We start from the raw sequence: 17,445 nt of genomic DNA on the forward strand, positions 1-17,445 counted from the left end.
ACAGGGCAACGAAGCCGGCGTACACCGCCGCCACGGCCGCAGCCTCGGTCGGGGTGAACATGCCGGTGTAGATGCCGCCGAGGATGATCACCATCAGCAACAGGCCCCAGAAGGCCTCGCGGGCGGAGCGCAGCCACTCGCGGAAGCTGGCGCGCGGCAGGGCCGGCAGCTTCTTGATGCGCGCGACGATGTAGATCGCGATCATCAATGCCAGGCCGAGCATCACACCGGGAATCACACCGGCCATGAACAGCTTGCCCACCGACTGCTCGGTAGCGGCGGCGTACACCACCATCACGATCGACGGCGGAATCAGAATGCCCAGGGTGCCGGCGTTACACACGATGCCGGCGCCGAACGCCTGCGGGTAGCCGGAGCGCACCATACCGGCGATGGCGATCGAGCCCACTGCCGCTACGGTAGCGGGCGAGGAGCCGGACAGCGCGGCGAACAGCATGCACGCCAGTACCGCACCGATGGCCAGACCGCCACGGATGTGGCCGACGCAGGCGTTGGCGAAGTCGATCAGGCGACGCGCCACGCCACCGGTGGTCATGAAGGCACCGGACAGCAAGAAGAACGGGATCGCCAGCAGGGTGTAGTGCTCGGAGGTCTCGAACAGCTTGATCGCCAGCGAGCGCACCGAGTCGGGGCTGAACAGCATGATGGTGATCGAGCCGGCCAGGCCGAGCGACGCGGCGATCGGCACGCCGATGAACATCAGCAGGAACAGCAGCAGGAAGAGGAACAGCACGGTCATTATTTGGCCTCCTCGTGCTCGTTGATTTTCAGCGCATCGGCGGCTTCGTCAGCCAGGCCGAGGCCGGTCTGCTCGTTGCGCAGGATACGCACGAGGATTTCCAGGAAACGGATGAACACCATGGCGTAGCCGAACGGCACGATCATGCCGATATGCCATTGCTGGATGCCGTAGTGGCCCAGGTCTTCGGCGCCGATGCCGGCGATGAACAGGGTGCGGACCCAGTCGAAGCTGCCGACGGCGATCAGGCCGGCGTAGCCCAGGCAGCACAGGCAGGCGATCACGCCGATGACGCGCTGCACGCCGCGCGGAGCGAGTTTGACCAGGGCGTCGACGCCGATGTGGCCGGCGGTGCGCACGCCGTAGGCCAGGCCGAAGAAGATCAGCCAGCCGAACAGGGCCTTGGTCAGGGCGTTGCTCCAGGTCATCGCCTGGGCAAGGTCGAGAATGAAGTCGCCGATAGCGAGCAGAGCCTCGTTACCGCCGAAGAAGTCACCCAGCCAATAGAACAGGGTGTAGAAGTTGTTGAGGATCACGTAGACGAAAGTGATCAGCGTCATGGCCGCCAGGAGAAAGGCAATGAAGCCTTCCTCGAAGTGCTCCCAGACGCGCCGCAAGGCGTTCATGGCATCTCCGCGAAGTTCTTGTGATTGTCAGGAGTCGGACGAATCTAACCGAGCCAGGACCAGCGCGATATTCGTCATTGGCAAACGCCGTCTTAGGCGACGGCGAATGAAAGACCGCCCCGGGTGCGTGGGCCCGAGGCGGTCATGGGCTCATTGCTGATTGGCGGCTTGCGCAGCCTCGATCACATCAGTGCCGATCTCGGCCTCGAACTTCTTCCACGCTGGGCGCACGGCGTCACGCCAGGCGGCGCGCTGCTCGGGCGTGAGGGTGATGATCTCGCTCTTGCCGGTATCGAGAATCGCCTGGCGCGCTTCGGCGTTCAGCGCTTCGGCCTGCTTGTTCACCTCGACGGTCACCTCGTCGACGATCTGTTCCAGCTCGCTACGGATGTCCGCCGGCAGGCCGTTCCAGAACTGGGTATTGGTGATCAGCAGGTAGTTGCCGATGGCATGGTTGGACTCGGTCATGTACTTCTGCACCTCGAAGTACTTCTGCGAGTAGATGTTCGACCAGGGGTTGTCCTGGGCGTTGACCACGCCGGTCTGCAGGCCCTGGTAAATCTCGGCGAAGCTCATCTTGCGCGGTACCGCACGCAGGGCGCTGTACTGCGCGGCCTGCAGATCGGACGGCTGCACGCGGAATTTCTGCCCACGGGCGTCGCTTGGCTCGACCAGCGGCTTGTTGGCTGTGAGCTGGCGCATGCCGTTGAGCCAGTAGGCCAGGCCGGTGATGCCCTTGCTCTCCATCGACTTGAGCAGTGCCTTGCCCTTTTCCGAGGACTGGAAACGCTGCGCGGCGGCCACGTCATCGAACAGGAACATCATGTCGAACAGCTGCAGCTGCTTGGTGTACTGCTCCAGCTTGGACGGTGCCGGCGCCAGCATCTGCACTTCGTTGAGCAGCAGGGCTTCCATTTCCTTGCCATCGCCATACAGCGAAGAATTGGCATAGACGTCGACCTTGACCTTGCCGGCCAGGCGCTCCTCCACCAGTTTCTTGAACATCAGCGCGCCCTGGCCCTTCGGCGTGCTATCAGCGGTGATATGGGAAAACTTGATCAGGATCGGGGCGGTCGGCTGCGACTCGGCTGCGTGTGCCGAGAGTGCGCCAAGCAGTGCGCAACCGGCGAGCACACCGGCTAGGCCACGACGGACGAAAGAAAACTTCATGGAAGGCTCCTGTTGTTTTTGTCTGAGCGTCGAGGGAGAAACCCCTTCGATTGGCCCGGACTCTACTCCGCCGCCCCCCCGGCTGAAATTCACATTTGAACAACCGAGCCTTCGGCATTCACGAAGGCAGTGCTGAATATCCCTCTGTCGCGCCACTGTTTCGCAGGTGATCGAGCATCTGCTTCGCGGTCAGCGAAAGGTTGTCCTGATTACGTACCGCCACCTTGAGCTCACGCCGAGCCCAGGGATCGTGCAGCGGGATCACCCGCACATCGAGCGCCGGCAGGTAGGTACGCACTGCCAGATCCGGCAACACGCCAACACCCATGCCGGTATGGATCATCCGGCAAATGGCCTCGAAGCTGCGTACCTGAATGCGCAGGCGCAAGGCCACGCCCTGGCTGTGCGCCGAGTGCTGCAGCAGGCTATGCAGGGAAGCGTCCTGCTGCAGGCCGATGAAATCGAAGCCCACCGCCTCGCGCAGGAACAGGCCGTCGCGTTCGGCCAGGGGATGCTCGCGCGGGGTGACCAGCACCAACTGATCGTGACGGTAGGTGAAAACCTGCAGATCCTCGGCCGGCACATGCCCGGCGAAGATGCCGATATCGGTCAGCCCCTCGCGCACGGCGCGGATGGTCTCGCTGCTGACCCGCTCTTCCAGGTCGATCTTCACCTGCGGGTGCAGGCGACTGAAGCTGGCCAGGTCCTCGGGCAGAAATTCGATCACCGCCGAGGTGTTGGCGTGAATGCGCACATGGCCCTTGACCCCTTCACTGAACTCACTGAGGTCGGCGTTGAGCTGTTCGAGGTTGTCCATCATGTTGCGCGCGTGGTGCAGCAATGCATGGCCGGCCGGAGTCAGTTCGACGCCCTTGGGCTGGCGATAGAGCAGCGCGATGCCGAGCTGGTTTTCCAGGTCGCTGACGCGCTTGCTCACCGCCGCCAGGGCCAAGTGCTCGCGCTCGGCAGCGCGGGTCAGGCTGCGCTCATCGGCGATGGCGACGAACAGCTTGAGGGTGACGAAATCGATGCGGCGCATAAAGGTCTCCATTTCGTGCCTGGCGAAGCGAAGCCGCCAGAAAGCTGATTTACAGCATGCCACTTCGCAATACGCGAAGCCTAGCTTGGCCATTGAGCAATTGTCGGCACCGCGCCGCTGCGCCATTCTGCGCACCACGAGAAACGCACAGGCAAATCAGGTGCAGCCATGACTCAACACAACACCAGCAACATGGCCCTGCAGGGGCTCAAGGTGATCGAGATGGGCCAGCTCATCGCCGGTCCCTTCGCCAGCAAGCTGCTCGGCGAATTCGGCGCCGACGTGATCAAGATCGAGCCGCCGGGCGTCGGCGACCCGCTGCGCAAATGGCGCAAGATCAAGGACGGCACCTCGCTCTGGTGGCACGTGCAGTCACGCAACAAGCGCTCGCTGACCCTCGACCTGAAACAGGCCGAAGCCCAGGACATCGTGCGTAAGCTGGTGGCCGAGGCCGACGTGCTGGTGGAGAACTTCCGCCCCGGCACGCTGGAAGGCTGGGGCCTGGGTTATGAGGCACTGAAGGCGATCAACCCGCGCCTGATCATGCTGCGCATCTCCGGCTATGGGCAGACCGGCCCCTACCGCGACCTGCCCGGTTTCGGCGTGATTGGCGAAGCCATGGGCGGCCTGCGCCACCTCTCCGGCTACCCCGGCCAGGCGCCGGTGCGCGTCGGTATCAGCATCGGCGATTCGCTGTCCTCGCTGTACGGCGTGATCGGCGTGCTGCTGGCCCTGCAGGAGCGGGCGCGCAGCGGCGAAGGCCAGGAGATCGACGTGGCGCTGTACGAGTCGGTGTTCGCCATGATGGAAAGCCTGATCCCCGAATACGACGCCTTCGGCTACGTTCGCGAGCCAGCCGGCAGCGCCCTGCCCGGTATCACGCCGTCCAACTCCTACCCGTGCAACGATGGCAGCTACGTGCTGATCGCCGGCAATGGCGACAGCATTTACAAGCGCCTGATGAGCCTGATTGGTCGCGAGGACCTGGGTAACGACCCGCGCCTGGCGCAGAACGACGGACGCAGCCAGCACGCCGAACTGATCGACGGCGCCATCGCCGAGTGGACTGCCCAGCGCAGCCGCGATGAGGTGATCGAAGCACTCAAGGGCGCGCGCGTGCCGGCCGGCTATCCCTACACCGCCGCCGACATCGTGCAGGACCCGCACTACCTGGCGCGGCAGATGATCGAGCAGGTGCAGACCAGCGTCGGCCCGCTCAAGGTGCCAGGCGTACTACCCAAGCTCAGCCGCACACCGGGCCGTATCGGCACCGGCGGCCCGCAGCTCGGAGAGCACAACGACGACATCCTCGAAGGCCTCGGCCTGAGCGCGGAACAGGTCGCAGGGCTGCGCGAGCGCGGGATTATTTAAAAGCAGCTGCAAGCTTCAAGCGGCAAGCCTCAAGCAAGCGGCTTCGGGCCTTTACTTGTAGCTTGAAGCTTGCGGCTTGCAGCTCCTCCTGAGGATTACCATGAGCAAACGCCTTTATATCCAGGACGTCGCCACCCGCGACGGCTTCCAGATCGAAGCTTCCTTCGTACCCACCGAAGACAAGATCACCCTGATCGACCGCCTGTCCCACACCGGCCTGGCCAAGATCGAGGTCACCTCCTTCACCTCGCCCAAGGCCATCCCCAACCTGCGCGATGCCGAGGAAGTGATGCGCGGTATCCAGCGCGTGCCAGGCGTCGAATACACCGTGCTGGTGCCCAACGTGAAGGGCTGCGAGCGCGCGCTGTCCTGCGAGGTGGACGAGATCAACCTGGTGATGTCGGCCAGCGACACCCACGGCCTGGCCAACCTGCGCATGACCCCGGAGCAATCGTTGGCGCAGTTCGCCGAGATCATCGAGGTCACCCGTGGCAGCGGCGTATTTATCAACGCCTCGCTGTCAACCACCTTCGGCTGCCCCTTCGAGGGCGAGGTACCCGAGGCCCGCGTGCATGAGCTGACCGAGCGCCTGCTGGCAATCGGCGTGCAGGGCGTGACCTTGTGCGACACCACCGGCATGGCTGATCCGGCGCAGGTCGAGCGCATCTGCCGCGAGTCACTGCGGCGCTGGCCGGAAGCGGTGTTCACCGCGCATTTTCACAACACCCGCGGCATGGGCCTGGCCAATGCCCTGGCGGCGCTGAATGCCGGCATCGATCGCTTCGACGCCTCCCTCGGCGGTCTTGGCGGCTGCCCTTACGCGCCGGGCGCCAGCGGCAATATCTGCACCGAGGACCTGGTGCATATGTTCCAGCGCATGGGTTTGGAGACGGGGGTGAACCTCGACGCCCTGCTCGAAACAGCCGCCACCCTGCCCGGCCTGATCGGCCACGACGTACCCGGCGCCATCCTCAAGGCCGGCAAATCCGATCGCCGCTATCCCAAGCCGAAGTGGATGCAGGAAGCCGGGCTCTAAGGCTCGGCTACCAAATCGCGGCTAAAGCCCCTCCCACAGGATGACGCGGTTCTGAGGGAGGGCGTGCGGCTTTAGCCATATCCCCATCGCCTACCCAAAAGGCTACGCCCTTCCAATGTTGTGGGAGGGGCTTTAGCCGCGACAAAAAACCCGGTGCAAGCACCGGGCTTTTTCGTTTGCAGCACAACATCACTGCTGGTTGGACTTCTCCGCCGCCTGGATCAGCTGGGCGCCGATCTCCTGCTCGAATTTCTTCCACACCGGGCGCATGGCCTCACGCCATTCGGCGCGCTGCTGCGGGGTCAGCTCGATGATCTCGGTGGTACCGGCCTTGGCGATGTCCTGCTTGGCCTTGCGGTTCAAGTCATCAGCTTGCTTGTTCACCTCGACGGATACCTCGGCCATGATGGTTTCCAGTTCGCTGCGCACGTCATCCGGCAGGCCCTTCCAGAACTTGGTGTTGGTGATCACCATGTAGTCGATCAGGCCGTGATCGGACTCGGTCATGTACTTCTGCACCTCGTGCACCTTCTGGCTGTAGTAGTTCGACCAGGTGTTCTCGGTGCCGTTGACCACGCCGGTCTGCAACCCCTGATAGACCTCGGCGAAGCTCATCTTGCGCGGGTTGGCGCGTACCGCCTTGAACTGTTCCTCGAGTACGGCAGAGGCCTGCACACGGAATTTCAGACCACGGGCGTCGGACGGTTCGCGCAGCGGCTTGTTGGCCGACATCACCTTCAAGCCGTTGTGCCAGTAGGCCAGGCCAGTGATGTTCTTGTCCTCCATGGAGGTCAGCAGGCCGCGCCCCTCTGGGCTGGCCTGGAAGCGATCGACCGCCTCCATGTTGTCGAACAGAAATGGCAGGTCGAAGATCTGCACCGGTTTGGCGTACTGCTCGAACTTGGCCAGCGACGGCGCCAGCATCTGCACCTCGCCTAACAGCAGTGCCTCCATTTCCTTGCCATCACCGAACAGCGAGGAGTTGGGGTAGACATCGACCTTGACCCGCCCAGGAAGGCGCTCCTCGGCCAGTTTCTTGAACAACAGCGCGCCCTGTCCCTTGGGCGTGTTGTCCGCCACCACATGGGCGAACTTGATGAGGATGGGCTCATCGGCCGCCTGTGCCAGGCCGGCACAGGAGAGGATGGCGGCGCAGGCCAGCGCCTTGGCGGTGAGTTTGAACATGACGTTACCTCATTGTTTTTGTAGGTCGGTACGTGGGACGAAATGGCCGGTGGCGCAATGCCGCCGGCCGGTATTCAGGCCGGGCTCTCGCCAGCGCGTTGCAGCAGTCGCTGGGCGCGGCCCAGCACCGGGGCGTCGACCATCTGGCCGTCGACCACGAAAACGCCTTCGCCGCTGCTGGCCGCCTTCATCACGCGGCGCGCCCAGGCCAATTCCTCCTCGGCCGGGAGCAACGCGCGATGGACGACCTCCACCTGTTTGGGGTGGATGCACAGCAAACCGTCGAAGCCCATGTCGCGGGCATCGCGCGCAGTGCGGGCGAGACCGTCGCGGTCTTCGATGGCGGGGAACACACTGTCCAGCGGCGCCGCCAGGCCTGCCGTGCGCGAATGCAGCAACAGGGCGTAACGAGCCTGATCGAGCATGCGGTCGGCCGCGGCGCTGCCGCTGCTGAGGCCCAGGTCCAGCCCGAGGTCGAGCGCGCCAAAGGACAGCCGCTCGACGCCCGAGGCCCGTGCGATGGACGGCAGCTCCAACAACCCCGCTGCGCTCTCGATGATCGGCCAAACCGGCTTGCCACAAGTGGCAACGCGGGCAACCTGAGCAGCGCACTCCACCTTGGGCAAGAGCACGCCGATGACTCCGGCATGGCGTGCGCACAGCTCGATATCGGCGCCATGGCCGGCATGCTCCGGCGCGTTGATGCGTACCAGCAGACGGGCCTCGGGGTTGGCCGTGAGAAAGGCATCGAGATGAGCACGAGCCTCGACCTTCAGGCTTTCCTGCACGGCGTCTTCCAGGTCGACGATCACCGCATCGGCGCCAACGGCAAGCGCCTTGGGAATGCGCTCCGGTCTACTGGCTGGTACGAACAGCGCGGTACGAATGATGGAATGGTTCATCACACGGCCCCCTGTTGATGCAGGCGTTGAATATCACCCGCGCCATAGCCCAGCTCGGCGAGCAGCCCATCGGTGTGCTGACCCAGCGCCGGAATGGCGTCCATACGCGGCTCGAAGGCGTTGTTGCGCCCTGGCGGTAACAGTGCCGGCAAGCTGCCGCTGGGGCTGTCGACCTGGCGCCAGCGCTGGCGTGCCTGAAGTTGCGGATGAGCCCAGACGCCGGCCATGTCGTTGACCTGGGCATTGGCGATCTGCGCCTGCTCCAGGCGCTCGATCACCTGCGCCGTGCTCATGCGCGAGAAGGCTTCGATGATCAGCGCACGCAGCTCACTGCGGTTTTCGGAGCGTTTGAAGTTGGCGGCAAAGCGCTCGTCACTGGCCAGTTCAGGCTGCTCCAGCACCTTGGCGCAGAACGCCTGCCACTCACGCTCGTTCTGCAGACCGAGCATTACCGTACCGCCGTCGCCAGCCGGGAACGGGCCGTATGGGTAGATGGTCGAGTGCGCAGCGCCTGCACGCGGCGGCGGCGTGGCGCCGTCGTAGGCGTAGTACAACGGGTAACCCATCCACTCCACCAGGCTTTCCAGCATCGACACATCGACGCGACTGCCGACACCGGTCTTGCCGCGCAGCATCAGCGCTGACAGCACGCCGGTGTAGGCGTACATACCGGCAGCGATATCGGCGATGGAGCAGCCGGCCTTGGCCATCTCCTCCTCGCCCGGTCCACCGGTAACGGAGAGAAAGCCACCCTCGCTCTGGATCAGCAGGTCATAGGCCTTCTTCTGCTCGTACGGGCCGCCCTCGCCATAGCCGGAAATGTCGCAGACGATCAGTTGCGGGAAGCGTTCGCGCAGCGCTTCGAACGAAAGGCCCATGCGCGCAGCGGCGCCCGGCGCCAGGTTCTGCACCAGCACGTCGGCCTTGGCCAGCAGGCTGTCGAGCACCTGCGTCGCATCATCCTGCTTGAGGTCGAGGGTCAGGCTTTCCTTGGAGCGGTTGGTCCAGACGAAATGCGAGGCCAGGCCATCGACGCGCTCGTCATAACCGCGGGCAAAGTCGCCACTGCCGGGGCGCTCGACCTTGATCACCCGCGCGCCGAGGTCGGCAAGCTGACGGGTGCAGAACGGCGCAGCGATGGCATGTTCCAGGCTGACCACGGTGATGCCATCCAGTGGCCGGGGGTTGCTGTGAATCATGTCGAAAACCTCATTTACCCAAACGCAAGAGCATCCTTGTAGGAGCGGCGGGCGGCGTACCGCTTTATCCGCGAAAGCAATGCGTCAGGCGCTACAGTTGCGTGGGGTTGGCTTACGTCTTCGCGGATAAATCCGCTCCTACAGAGTCAGGTGGCTCAGGTCATCGGTTTCGCGCAGGCGCCAGACCCGCTCGATCAGCACACCCGCATCGTCGCTGCTGCGCTTGCCGGCGAAGGCCAACAGGCGACGGAACTTGTCTTCCAGCTCGGCGCGACTGAGGGTGTTGCCGGGATCGCCCTTGGGCTCGTCGATGGCGCCATGCAGGGTGCGACCGTCGACCGTGACGACCTCGACCCGGCCCAGCCAGCGAGCCGGATAGGCACCATCGACCTCGGGTTCGAGACGCATGCTGACCTTGTCGCGGAAGGCCGCGACGTCGGCATCGGTCAACGACAGGTTGGCGAATTCGGTGAGCTGCGCCTTGCCATGCACGGCGATCAGACCCAGCACCGTGCCCATGGAGAACTTGGCCTGGTGCACGGTCTGCGGCACCACTACGCGGCCAAGCACGTCGATGGCGCCCTGGTGCACATGAGTGACGACCTGAGCGATATCGCCATGACGCAGGCCTTCACGCTGCATCAGGTCGAGCAGCGCATCGGCAGCCGGATGCGTATGCCGGCAGGAGGCGTGGAACTTGAACGAGGTTTCCACCAGCGCCCAGCGGCTGCCGAGACGGTCGGACAACGCGGCTGGATTGGCGTCGCTGGACATGCCCGCAGCCATGCCCTGCTCGCCTTCGAGAATGTTCTGCGCGCCGGTCAGGCCTTGCGCGGTGAAGTAGGCGGCTAGCAAGCCATCAGCCGCTGCCTTGGCGGTGTGCAACTGCTTGGAGTCGGCGGCGTCACGCAGGAACTCCCAGAGCCCGGCAGCCTGGGTGCCGGCGTTGCCGAGCAGATGCACGAACTGCTGTTTGTCGAAGTTCAGCAGCTTGCCCACGGCCACCGCAGCGGCCAGGGTGCCCACCGTCGCCGTGGTGTGGAAGATGCGGTAATGCGAGCGACCGAGGAATTCGCCGATGCGAATGCCCGCCTCGTAGCCGGCCACCGAGGCTAGCAGCAGCTCGCGACCGGACTTGCCGAGATCCTGCGCCGCTGCCAGGGCCGCCGGGAAGACCACCGTGGCCGGGTGCAGCACCGAGCTGTTGTGCAGGTCGTCTTGCTCCACCAGGTGCGACGACGCGCCGTTGACCAGCGCGGCGAAATACGCCGAGGTGCCGCGGCCATTGACCAGGATGCGCGCCGGGCCATCGGCCGGGCCCATCTTCTGCGCATAGGCCTCGAATAGCGGGATCGGCCGCGCGCCTTCACTAGCCAGAGCCGAACCGAGCCAGTCGAGGAACAGGTCTTCGGTGCGATTCAGTACGTGCTCGGGAATCTGCTCGTAGGACAGTTCCGCGAGGAACGCAGCCAGTTGTTGAGTGTGCTTGCTCATGGTCGCGGCCTCAGAAGGAACGGGGCAGTTCGAGCAAATGCTCGGCCACGTAGCTCAGGATCAGGTTGGTGGAGATCGGTGCCACCTGGTACAGGCGGGTCTCGCGGAACTTGCGCTCGACGTCGTATTCGTTGGCGAAGCCGAAGCCACCGTGGGTCTGCAGGCAAGCGTTGGCCGCCTCCCAACTGGCCTTGGCCGCAAGGTACTTGGCCATGTTCGCCGCCGCTCCGGCGTTGCGCCCGGCGTCGTATTCCTCGCAGGCGCGCCAGCGCATCAGGTCGGCGGCCTCGATCTCGATATGCGCCTCGGCGATGGGGAACTGCACGCCCTGGTTCTGGCCGATGGGCCGGCCGAACACTACGCGATCGCGGGCGTACTGCGCGGACTTCTCGATAAACCAGCGACCGTCGCCGATACACTCGGCAGCGATCAGCGTGCGCTCGGCATTGAGGCCATCGAGGATGTAGCGGAACCCCTTGCCTTCTTCGCCGATCAGGCTGCTGGCGGGGATTTCCAGGTTGTCGAAGAACAGCTCGTTGGTTTCGTGGTTGACCATGTTGGCGATCGGCTGCACGGTCAGGCCGTTTCCGATGGCCTCGCGCAGGTCGACCAGGAAGATCGACATGCCTTCGGACTTGCGCTGCACCTCGGCCAGCGGCGTGGTGCGCGCCAGCAGGATCATCAAGTCAGAGTGCTGAACGCGGGAGATCCACACCTTCTGCCCGTTGATCACGTACTTGTCGCCCTGGCGCACGGCGGTGGTCTTGATCTTGGTGGTGTCGGTGCCGGTGGTCGGCTCGGTGACGCCCATCGATTGCAGGCGCAGTTCGCCGCTGGCCAGCTTGGGCAGGTAATAGCGCTTCTGCTCCTCGCTGCCGTTACGCAGCAGGGTGAACATGTTGTACATCTGCCCGTGGATGGTGCCGGAGTTGCCGCCGCAGTGGTTGACCTCCTCGAGGATCACCGAGGCCTCGGCCAGGCCCAGACCCGAGCCGCCGTACTCTTCCGGGATCATCGCAGACAGCCAGCCGGCCTCGGTCATGGCCGAGACGAAGGCCTCCGGAAAGCCCTGTTCCTCATCGATCTTGCGCCAGTATTCGGCGGGGAATTCCGCACAGAGCGCGCGCACGCCTTCGCGGATGGCGTTGAGTTCTTCGTTGTTATAAGCGTTCATCGGTGTTCCTCGATTCAGGCATTGCCGTAGCCCGGATGCAATCCGGGGAGCGATTTCCCGGATTGCATCCGGGCTACAAAGTCAGTCGAACTGCACCTCGGCGCGTTGCGCCAGGCCGGCTTCGTTGCCTGCCCAGAGTTCGGCATGGCCGTCCCCGTCGATGCGCCCGCCCACCTCGAACGGCTGTGGCGCGATCAGCGGGCGCAGGCCGCGGTAGGCGAAGCGGCGCACGCGCACCTGCGGGTTGGCGCGGCAGAAGGCACGCAGGTTCAGGGTGGCGATCAATGGGCCGTGTACCACCAGGCCGCTGTAACCCTCGGTCTCGGTGACATAGGGCCAGTCGTAATGGATTCGGTGGCCGTTGAAGGTCGCTGCGCTGTAGCGAAACAGCAGCGTGCTGGACGGTGTGACTGCCTCACGCCAGTCGCCGGCAACCAGCGGCTCGCCACTGCTGGTCTTGGGCGGGCTGGGCTCGCGGTAGACGATGTCTTGCTCTTCGCGGATGGCCAGTTGGCCGTCCTGCAGGTAGTCGTGCTGCACCGTGACGAACAGCAGTGCGCCGGTGCGTCCGTGCTTTTCCTCGATGTGCTTGATGGTCGATACCCGGCTGGCTTCGCCGCCCACGCGCAGCGGCTGGATGAACTCGACACGCCCCCCGGCCCACATGCGGTTGCGGTTGTCCGCCGGCGGCAGGAAGCCCCCACGCGCTGGATGGCCGTCCTCGCCAAGACCATTCTCGGCGACCGGTTCCTGAAAGAACGCCCAGTGCCACAGCGGCGGCAACGCCTCGCCATGGGCCGGCGTGGCTTCGCCGAAGGTGGCGGCGATGCGCTTGACCAGATTGCGGCTGAGTTGGTCGTGGACTTCTTCGCTACGACCGATCCAGGCGGAAAAAGCAGAATCACTCATGGGGCAGGTTCCAGCTCGGTTCTTGTGTGAGCTGGAGCATGCGATGCTGCACGCGTTCAGAGAATCCGCATTTATTTAAACCAGCGTTTGGTTATGCTGAACGCCATATTTCTATCTGGGAGGGGCTTTAGCCGCGATGTTTTCCGGGGAAGCCAGGGCGTCGCGGCTGAAGCGGATCGCCGCCCGGCCCCTCCCACAGAAGCAGAGGAACCCATGCATTTCGATCTGCCCGACCTGCGCCTGTTCATCCATATTGCCGAGTCGCCCAGCCTGACCCAGGGCGCGCGCAAAGCGTTTCTCTCGCCGGCCGCTGCCAGTGCGCGGATCAAGGCACTGGAAAGCCAGCTCGGTAGCCGTCTGCTGTACCGCGATAGCCGCGGTGTCGAGCTGACCCCGGCCGGCCAGCGCCTGTTGCAGCACGCGCGGCTGATCATGCGCCAGGTCGATTACCTGAAGAGCGAATTCACCGAATACGGCACCGATGCCGCCGGGCATATCCGCATCTTCGCCAACACCACGGCTGTGACCGAATTTCTCCCCGAGGTGCTGGCCGGCTTTCTCGCCGAACGCCCGGGCGTCACCGTCGACCTGCAGGAGCGCCTCAGCCGCGACATCGTTCGTGGCGTGCTGGATGGCGCGGCGGATCTGGGCATCATCGCCGGTCCGGTGCAGGCGCCGGGGCTGCAGGTGCTGCACTTCAGCACCGACCGCCTGGTGCTGGCCGTCCCTCTGGGCCATGCGCTGGCACAGCGGCAATCGGTGAGTTTCAACGACACCCTTGCCTACCAACATATCGGCCTGCACGAGGGCAGCACCCTGCTGAGTTTCTTGCGCGAACAGGTGGAAAAGCTCGGCGGCAGCCTGGCGCTGCGCATTCAGGTATCGAGCTTCGAGGCGATCTGCCGGATGATCGAAGGCGGCGTCGGTATCGGCATCATTCCCGAGTCGGCCGCACGTCGGCACAGCCGCACCATGCAGCTGGCGATCCTGCAACTGGACGAAGCCTGGGCGGTGCGCGAGCGCAGCATGCTGGTGCGCGAGCTGGATGCGTTGCCGGGGAGCGTGCGGGCGCTGATCGACAGGCTGAATCAGGGCGTCTAGGCGAGGCTCGGCGAGAGGGAAGCCGGGGACAAAAAAAGGGCGACCAATTGGTCGCCCGCCCATTCAAGGCATTCCCCGAGAGGAATGCGGAAACGCTTGCACCCATATCACGCAGGATGATCGGGACGTGCTCAGTGTCGCCGCGCAGCCCCACCCTGCCTATTGCACCAAGGTCGTAGGGCACCGGACCAATGGCAGGCCATACTCCGGCAACACTTCGCCGGCCCTGGAGACGCCATGAACCCCGAGCATCTGGCCCTGTTGCAACAGGCGCCCGCCAGCGCTCATGTCGATGACACCTGGGCCAGGCTGTGCTGCGAACAGGCGCTGCTGGCAATCGAGGATGGCTGCTACGCGGTCGGTGCCTTACTGGTGGATGAGGCAGGTGAATTGCTGTGCAGCGGGCGAAACCAGGTGTTCGCCTCGGCCTACGCCAGCGCCGCCCACGCCGAGATGCAGGTGCTCGACCAGCTCGAAAACGAACATGCGCAGGTCGACCGCCGAGGTCTGACCCTCTACGTCAGCCTCGAACCCTGCCTGATGTGCTATGGCCGTATCCTGCTGGCCGGCATCACCCGCGTGCGCTATCTGGCGCGCGACCGCGACGGCGGCTTCGCCCTGCGCCACGACCGCCTGCCAGCGGCCTGGGCCAATCTTGCCTCCGGGGTTTGCGTGGTGCAGGCCAAGGCCGATCCCTACTGGCTCGACCTGGCCGAGCGGATGATCGACCGCCTGCAGGACCGCCGCGCAATGCGCGAGCGCGTGGTAGCGGCCTGGCGCGGCGGTCAGGTGAGCTAGACGCGTGGCCTAGGGTGCGCCGTGCGCACCGAAAAACTGCGGGCATCAGCCAAGGCCAGCGGCGCACCTACGCCTACTCCTTGCCCAACCCATGCTGCCGCAGCTTGTTGGCGATGGTGGTATGGGAAACGCCGAGACGCTTGCCCAGTTGGCGGCTGCTCGGGTGGTCGCGGAACAGGCGCTCCAGCACCGCTTTCTCGAAACGGCCGAGGATATCGTCGAGGCTGCCGTCGACGGAGAATTCACCGAGCGGCTGCGGCGCGCCGTAGTCCGGCAGACGAATGTGCTCGGCCTTCACCGTGCCGCCATCGCATAGCGAGACCGCCTGGAACAGCACGTTCTCCAGCTGCCGCACGTTGCCCGGCCAGTGGTAATGGGCCATGCGCTCGAAGGCCTGTGGCGCCAGCTTCGGCAGCGCACAACCGATCTGCCGGCTGGCGGAATCGAGAAAGTGCTCGACCAGCGGCTCCAACCCGTCGAGGCATTCGCGCAGTGGCGGAATGTGCAGGCTGAGCACGTTGAGGCGGTGATAGAGATCCTGACGAAACTCGCCGCGGGCGCAGAGCTCGGAAAGATCGACCTGGGTGGCGCAGATCACCCGCACGTCCAGATACACCTCCTCGTCGCTGCCGACACGGCGAAAGCAGCCGTCCTGTAGAAAGCGCAGCAGCTTGGCCTGCAGGCGCGGGCTCATCTCGCCGACGCCATCGAGAAACAAGGTGCCGCCCGCAGTCAGTTCCAGCAGCCCGAGCTTGCCTTCCGGGCGCGCGCCCTCGAAGGCGCCGGGGCCGTAGCCGAACAGCTCGGTCTCGGCCATGGACTCGGGCAGGCCGGCGCAGTTGAGCGCCATGAACGGCGACTGCCCGCGCGGGCTGGCCAGGTGGCAGGCGCGCGCCAGCAGCTCCTTGCCGGTGCCGGTTTCGCCCTCGATCAGCAGCGGTGCATCCAATGGCGCCATGCGCCGCGCCTCCTTGACCACTGCCGCCATCACCTTCGAGCTCTGGAAGATCGAGTCGAAGCCACGCAGCTCCTGCTTGCGCACATGGTAGATACGCTCACCAACGCGGTCGGCGCGATGCAGGGTCAGCACCGCGCCGGCCAGTGCCTCGCTGTCGTCGTGCTCATTCTGCAGCGGCGCGATATCGGCGAGAAACACATCGCCCTTGATCTTCACCCGCAAGCCGTTGATCCGCGTCTTGTTGGCGCGCACCAGTTCGGGCAAATCGAAATCCTCGGCGTAGCGCGACAAGGCCATGCCCGGTACCTCGTCCACACGCACGCCGAGCAACTGCGCTGCGCTGCGGTTGGCCGCGACGATGCTGCCGCCCATGTCGATGGACAGCACCGGGAAATCCAGCGCACCGAGCAGCGCATTAAGCTCCAGATGGCGCCGCTCGCTGGGCATCAGTCCGACACGCTTGACGCCGAATACGCCGGCAATGGCCTCGAACTTTGGTCTGAGCGACTGGAACTGCAGGTTGATCAGATTCGGGCAGTGCAGGTAGATGGCGTTGCCCTGCTCGCCCCCGACTTCGCCACGGGCGACGTTGATGCCGTAGTCGACCAGCAGGTTGAGGATGTCACGCAGGATGCCGACACGGTTCTGGCAGTGGACCTTGATACGCATGGCTCGGTCTCTTGGTTTTCTTGTTATAGGGCCACCCGGAAAAGTCGACTGAGCGGCGTAATTTTCGTCAAGAATATGTGACACCTCAGCATAACGGCAAGGCGATAACTGGCCGCTTCGGCCGAATCGTAATCCAAACTTTACAGTTTTCCTTTCAGCTACTGCGCAGGTGCGCGCTTAGGGCCTGCCGTCGATCACGCGGGCGGGGTAAATCTGTGTCCAAGACAAGAACAACAGCCCCCTGAAGGAGGCAGCGATGAAGAGTACGCAATACCTGGCCCGGGAACCGGACGACAGCGGCTTTATCCTTTACCCGGAAAGCGAGCATCAGGTGTGGAATACCCTGATCACCCGTCAGCTGGAGGTGATCCAGAACCGCGCCTGCCAGAAATATCTGGACGGTATCGAGCAACTCGGCTTGCCCATGGAGCGCATTCCGCAGCTCGGTGAGATCAACCGTGTGCTCGAATCCACCACCGGCTGGCGCGTGGCGCGGGTGCCGGCGCTGATCCCCTTCCAGACCTTCTTCGAGCTGCTGGCCAGCAAGCAGTTTCCCGTCGCCACCTTCATTCGCACGCCCGAGGAGCTGGATTACCTGCAGGAGCCGGACATATTCCACGAGATCTTCGGCCATTGCCCGATGCTGACCAACCCCTGGTTCGCCAAATTCACTCACACCTACGGCAAGCTCGGTCTCAAGGCGAGCAAGGAAGAGCGCGTCTACCTGGCGCGGCTGTACTGGCTGACCATCGAGTTCGGCCTGCTCGACACACCGGCCGGCCGGCGCATCTATGGCGGCGGCATCCTCTCCTCGCCGAAGGAAACCCTTTACGCCCTGTCCGACGTGCCCGAGCACCAGCCCTTCGACGCACTGGACGCAATGCGCACGCCGTATCGCATCGATATCCTGCAACCAGTGTACTTCGTCCTACCCGAGCTCAAGCGCCTGTTCGAGCTGGCTCACGAAGACATCATGGCGCTGGTGCACAAGGCCATGCAGATGGGCCTGCATGCACCGAAATTTCCGCCGAAAGCCGCGTAGCCCTTCAACTCC

Annotated in this window: 15 protein-coding genes and 1 pseudogene; 5 read left to right on the forward strand and 11 right to left on the reverse strand. The window is 64.4% G+C overall.

The window, feature by feature from the left end:
- The 4 genes and pseudogenes from dctM to P3C50_RS08905 all read right to left on the reverse strand — a co-directional run.
- Positions 1-760: pseudogene (dctM, locus tag P3C50_RS08890) on the reverse strand (C4-dicarboxylate TRAP transporter large permease protein DctM); the annotation flags it as partial.
- Positions 760-1,386, reverse strand: coding sequence for a TRAP transporter small permease (locus P3C50_RS08895; protein ID WP_197855320.1), 627 nt, complete (start codon positions 1,384-1,386; stop codon positions 760-762). The gene P3C50_RS08895 and the pseudogene dctM, both read right to left, overlap by 1 nt.
- A gap of 150 nt (positions 1,387-1,536) precedes the next feature.
- Entirely contained in the window at positions 1,537-2,556 is a 1,020-nt protein-coding gene (locus tag P3C50_RS08900; protein ID WP_275545722.1) for a TRAP transporter substrate-binding protein, read from the reverse strand.
- A gap of 118 nt (positions 2,557-2,674) precedes the next feature.
- Positions 2,675-3,595, reverse strand: coding sequence for a LysR family transcriptional regulator (locus P3C50_RS08905; protein ID WP_041979976.1), 921 nt, complete (start codon positions 3,593-3,595; stop codon positions 2,675-2,677).
- A 168-nt stretch (positions 3,596-3,763) separates the two neighbouring features.
- Between P3C50_RS08905 and P3C50_RS08910 the strand changes: the two genes are divergently transcribed.
- Positions 3,764-4,966, forward strand: a complete 1,203-nt coding sequence (locus P3C50_RS08910; protein ID WP_275545723.1) for a CaiB/BaiF CoA transferase family protein — start codon at positions 3,764-3,766, stop codon at positions 4,964-4,966.
- A 100-nt stretch (positions 4,967-5,066) separates the two neighbouring features.
- Positions 5,067-6,002: a hydroxymethylglutaryl-CoA lyase gene (locus P3C50_RS08915; RefSeq protein WP_275545724.1), complete on the forward strand. Its 936-nt coding sequence runs from the start codon at positions 5,067-5,069 to the stop codon at positions 6,000-6,002.
- A 189-nt stretch (positions 6,003-6,191) separates the two neighbouring features.
- Here P3C50_RS08915 and P3C50_RS08920 read toward each other — a convergent pair whose 3' ends face one another.
- From P3C50_RS08920 to P3C50_RS08945, 6 genes are all read right to left on the reverse strand, one after another.
- Positions 6,192-7,187 carry a TRAP transporter substrate-binding protein gene (locus P3C50_RS08920; protein ID WP_275545725.1) on the reverse strand — a complete coding sequence of 332 codons (996 nt, stop codon included), beginning with the start codon at positions 7,185-7,187 and terminating at the stop codon, positions 6,192-6,194.
- Between the two features lie 74 nt (positions 7,188-7,261).
- A complete protein-coding gene (locus P3C50_RS08925; RefSeq protein WP_275545726.1) occupies positions 7,262-8,089 on the reverse strand; it encodes an HpcH/HpaI aldolase/citrate lyase family protein in 828 nt (275 codons plus the stop codon).
- The gene (locus P3C50_RS08930; RefSeq protein WP_275545727.1) at positions 8,089-9,288 is read right to left on the reverse strand and encodes a CaiB/BaiF CoA transferase family protein; all 1,200 of its coding nucleotides are present in this window, start codon (positions 9,286-9,288) and stop codon (positions 8,089-8,091) included. The genes P3C50_RS08925 and P3C50_RS08930 overlap by 1 nt, the downstream gene beginning before the upstream one ends.
- Positions 9,289-9,426: 138 nt before the next feature.
- On the reverse strand, positions 9,427-10,782 hold the full coding sequence (locus P3C50_RS08935; protein WP_275545728.1) for an MmgE/PrpD family protein: 1,356 nt from the start codon (positions 10,780-10,782) through the stop codon (positions 9,427-9,429).
- Between the two features lie 10 nt (positions 10,783-10,792).
- On the reverse strand, positions 10,793-11,956 hold the full coding sequence (locus P3C50_RS08940) for an acyl-CoA dehydrogenase family protein (RefSeq protein ID WP_275545729.1): 1,164 nt from the start codon (positions 11,954-11,956) through the stop codon (positions 10,793-10,795).
- 81 nt (positions 11,957-12,037) lie between these two features.
- A complete protein-coding gene (locus tag P3C50_RS08945; RefSeq protein WP_275545730.1) occupies positions 12,038-12,865 on the reverse strand; it encodes an FAS1-like dehydratase domain-containing protein in 828 nt (275 codons plus the stop codon).
- A 213-nt stretch (positions 12,866-13,078) separates the two neighbouring features.
- Between P3C50_RS08945 and P3C50_RS08950 the strand changes: the two genes are divergently transcribed.
- Positions 13,079-13,966, forward strand: a complete 888-nt coding sequence (locus P3C50_RS08950; RefSeq protein WP_115291076.1) for a LysR substrate-binding domain-containing protein — start codon at positions 13,079-13,081, stop codon at positions 13,964-13,966.
- 237 nt (positions 13,967-14,203) lie between these two features.
- Positions 14,204-14,764 (forward strand): nucleoside deaminase, encoded by a 561-nt coding sequence (locus tag P3C50_RS08955; protein WP_275545731.1) that lies wholly within the window; start codon positions 14,204-14,206, stop codon positions 14,762-14,764.
- 73 nt (positions 14,765-14,837) lie between these two features.
- Here the strand turns inward: P3C50_RS08955 and P3C50_RS08960 are convergent, their stop codons facing one another.
- Entirely contained in the window at positions 14,838-16,391 is a 1,554-nt protein-coding gene (locus P3C50_RS08960) for a sigma-54-dependent transcriptional regulator (RefSeq protein WP_275545732.1), read from the reverse strand.
- 256 nt (positions 16,392-16,647) lie between these two features.
- On the opposite strand from P3C50_RS08960, the gene phhA reads away from it, so the two are divergent.
- Entirely contained in the window at positions 16,648-17,433 is a 786-nt protein-coding gene (gene phhA / locus P3C50_RS08965; RefSeq protein WP_275545733.1) for a phenylalanine 4-monooxygenase, read from the forward strand.
- The last annotated feature ends 12 nt before the right edge of the window (positions 17,434-17,445 follow it).

The sequence above is a fragment of the Pseudomonas sp. Marseille-Q0931 genome (assembly GCF_940789645.1).
Lineage (GTDB): Bacteria > Pseudomonadota > Gammaproteobacteria > Pseudomonadales > Pseudomonadaceae > Aquipseudomonas.

Coding starts and splice junctions, on each gene's coding strand:
- P3C50_RS08895 (WP_197855320.1), bottom strand. CDS start 1,386: ATGAACGCCTTGCGGCGCGTCTGGGAGCACTTCGAGGAAGGCTTCATT.
- P3C50_RS08900 (WP_275545722.1), bottom strand. CDS start 2,556: ATGAAGTTTTCTTTCGTCCGTCGTGGCCTAGCCGGTGTGCTCGCCGGT.
- P3C50_RS08905 (WP_041979976.1), bottom strand. CDS start 3,595: ATGCGCCGCATCGATTTCGTCACCCTCAAGCTGTTCGTCGCCATCGCC.
- P3C50_RS08910 (WP_275545723.1), top strand. CDS start 3,764: ATGACTCAACACAACACCAGCAACATGGCCCTGCAGGGGCTCAAGGTG.
- P3C50_RS08915 (WP_275545724.1), top strand. CDS start 5,067: ATGAGCAAACGCCTTTATATCCAGGACGTCGCCACCCGCGACGGCTTC.
- P3C50_RS08920 (WP_275545725.1), bottom strand. CDS start 7,187: ATGTTCAAACTCACCGCCAAGGCGCTGGCCTGCGCCGCCATCCTCTCC.
- P3C50_RS08925 (WP_275545726.1), bottom strand. CDS start 8,089: ATGAACCATTCCATCATTCGTACCGCGCTGTTCGTACCAGCCAGTAGA.
- P3C50_RS08930 (WP_275545727.1), bottom strand. CDS start 9,288: ATGATTCACAGCAACCCCCGGCCACTGGATGGCATCACCGTGGTCAGC.
- P3C50_RS08935 (WP_275545728.1), bottom strand. CDS start 10,782: ATGAGCAAGCACACTCAACAACTGGCTGCGTTCCTCGCGGAACTGTCC.
- P3C50_RS08940 (WP_275545729.1), bottom strand. CDS start 11,956: ATGAACGCTTATAACAACGAAGAACTCAACGCCATCCGCGAAGGCGTG.
- P3C50_RS08945 (WP_275545730.1), bottom strand. CDS start 12,865: ATGAGTGATTCTGCTTTTTCCGCCTGGATCGGTCGTAGCGAAGAAGTC.
- P3C50_RS08950 (WP_115291076.1), top strand. CDS start 13,079: ATGCATTTCGATCTGCCCGACCTGCGCCTGTTCATCCATATTGCCGAG.
- P3C50_RS08955 (WP_275545731.1), top strand. CDS start 14,204: ATGAACCCCGAGCATCTGGCCCTGTTGCAACAGGCGCCCGCCAGCGCT.
- P3C50_RS08960 (WP_275545732.1), bottom strand. CDS start 16,391: ATGCGTATCAAGGTCCACTGCCAGAACCGTGTCGGCATCCTGCGTGAC.
- phhA (WP_275545733.1), top strand. CDS start 16,648: ATGAAGAGTACGCAATACCTGGCCCGGGAACCGGACGACAGCGGCTTT.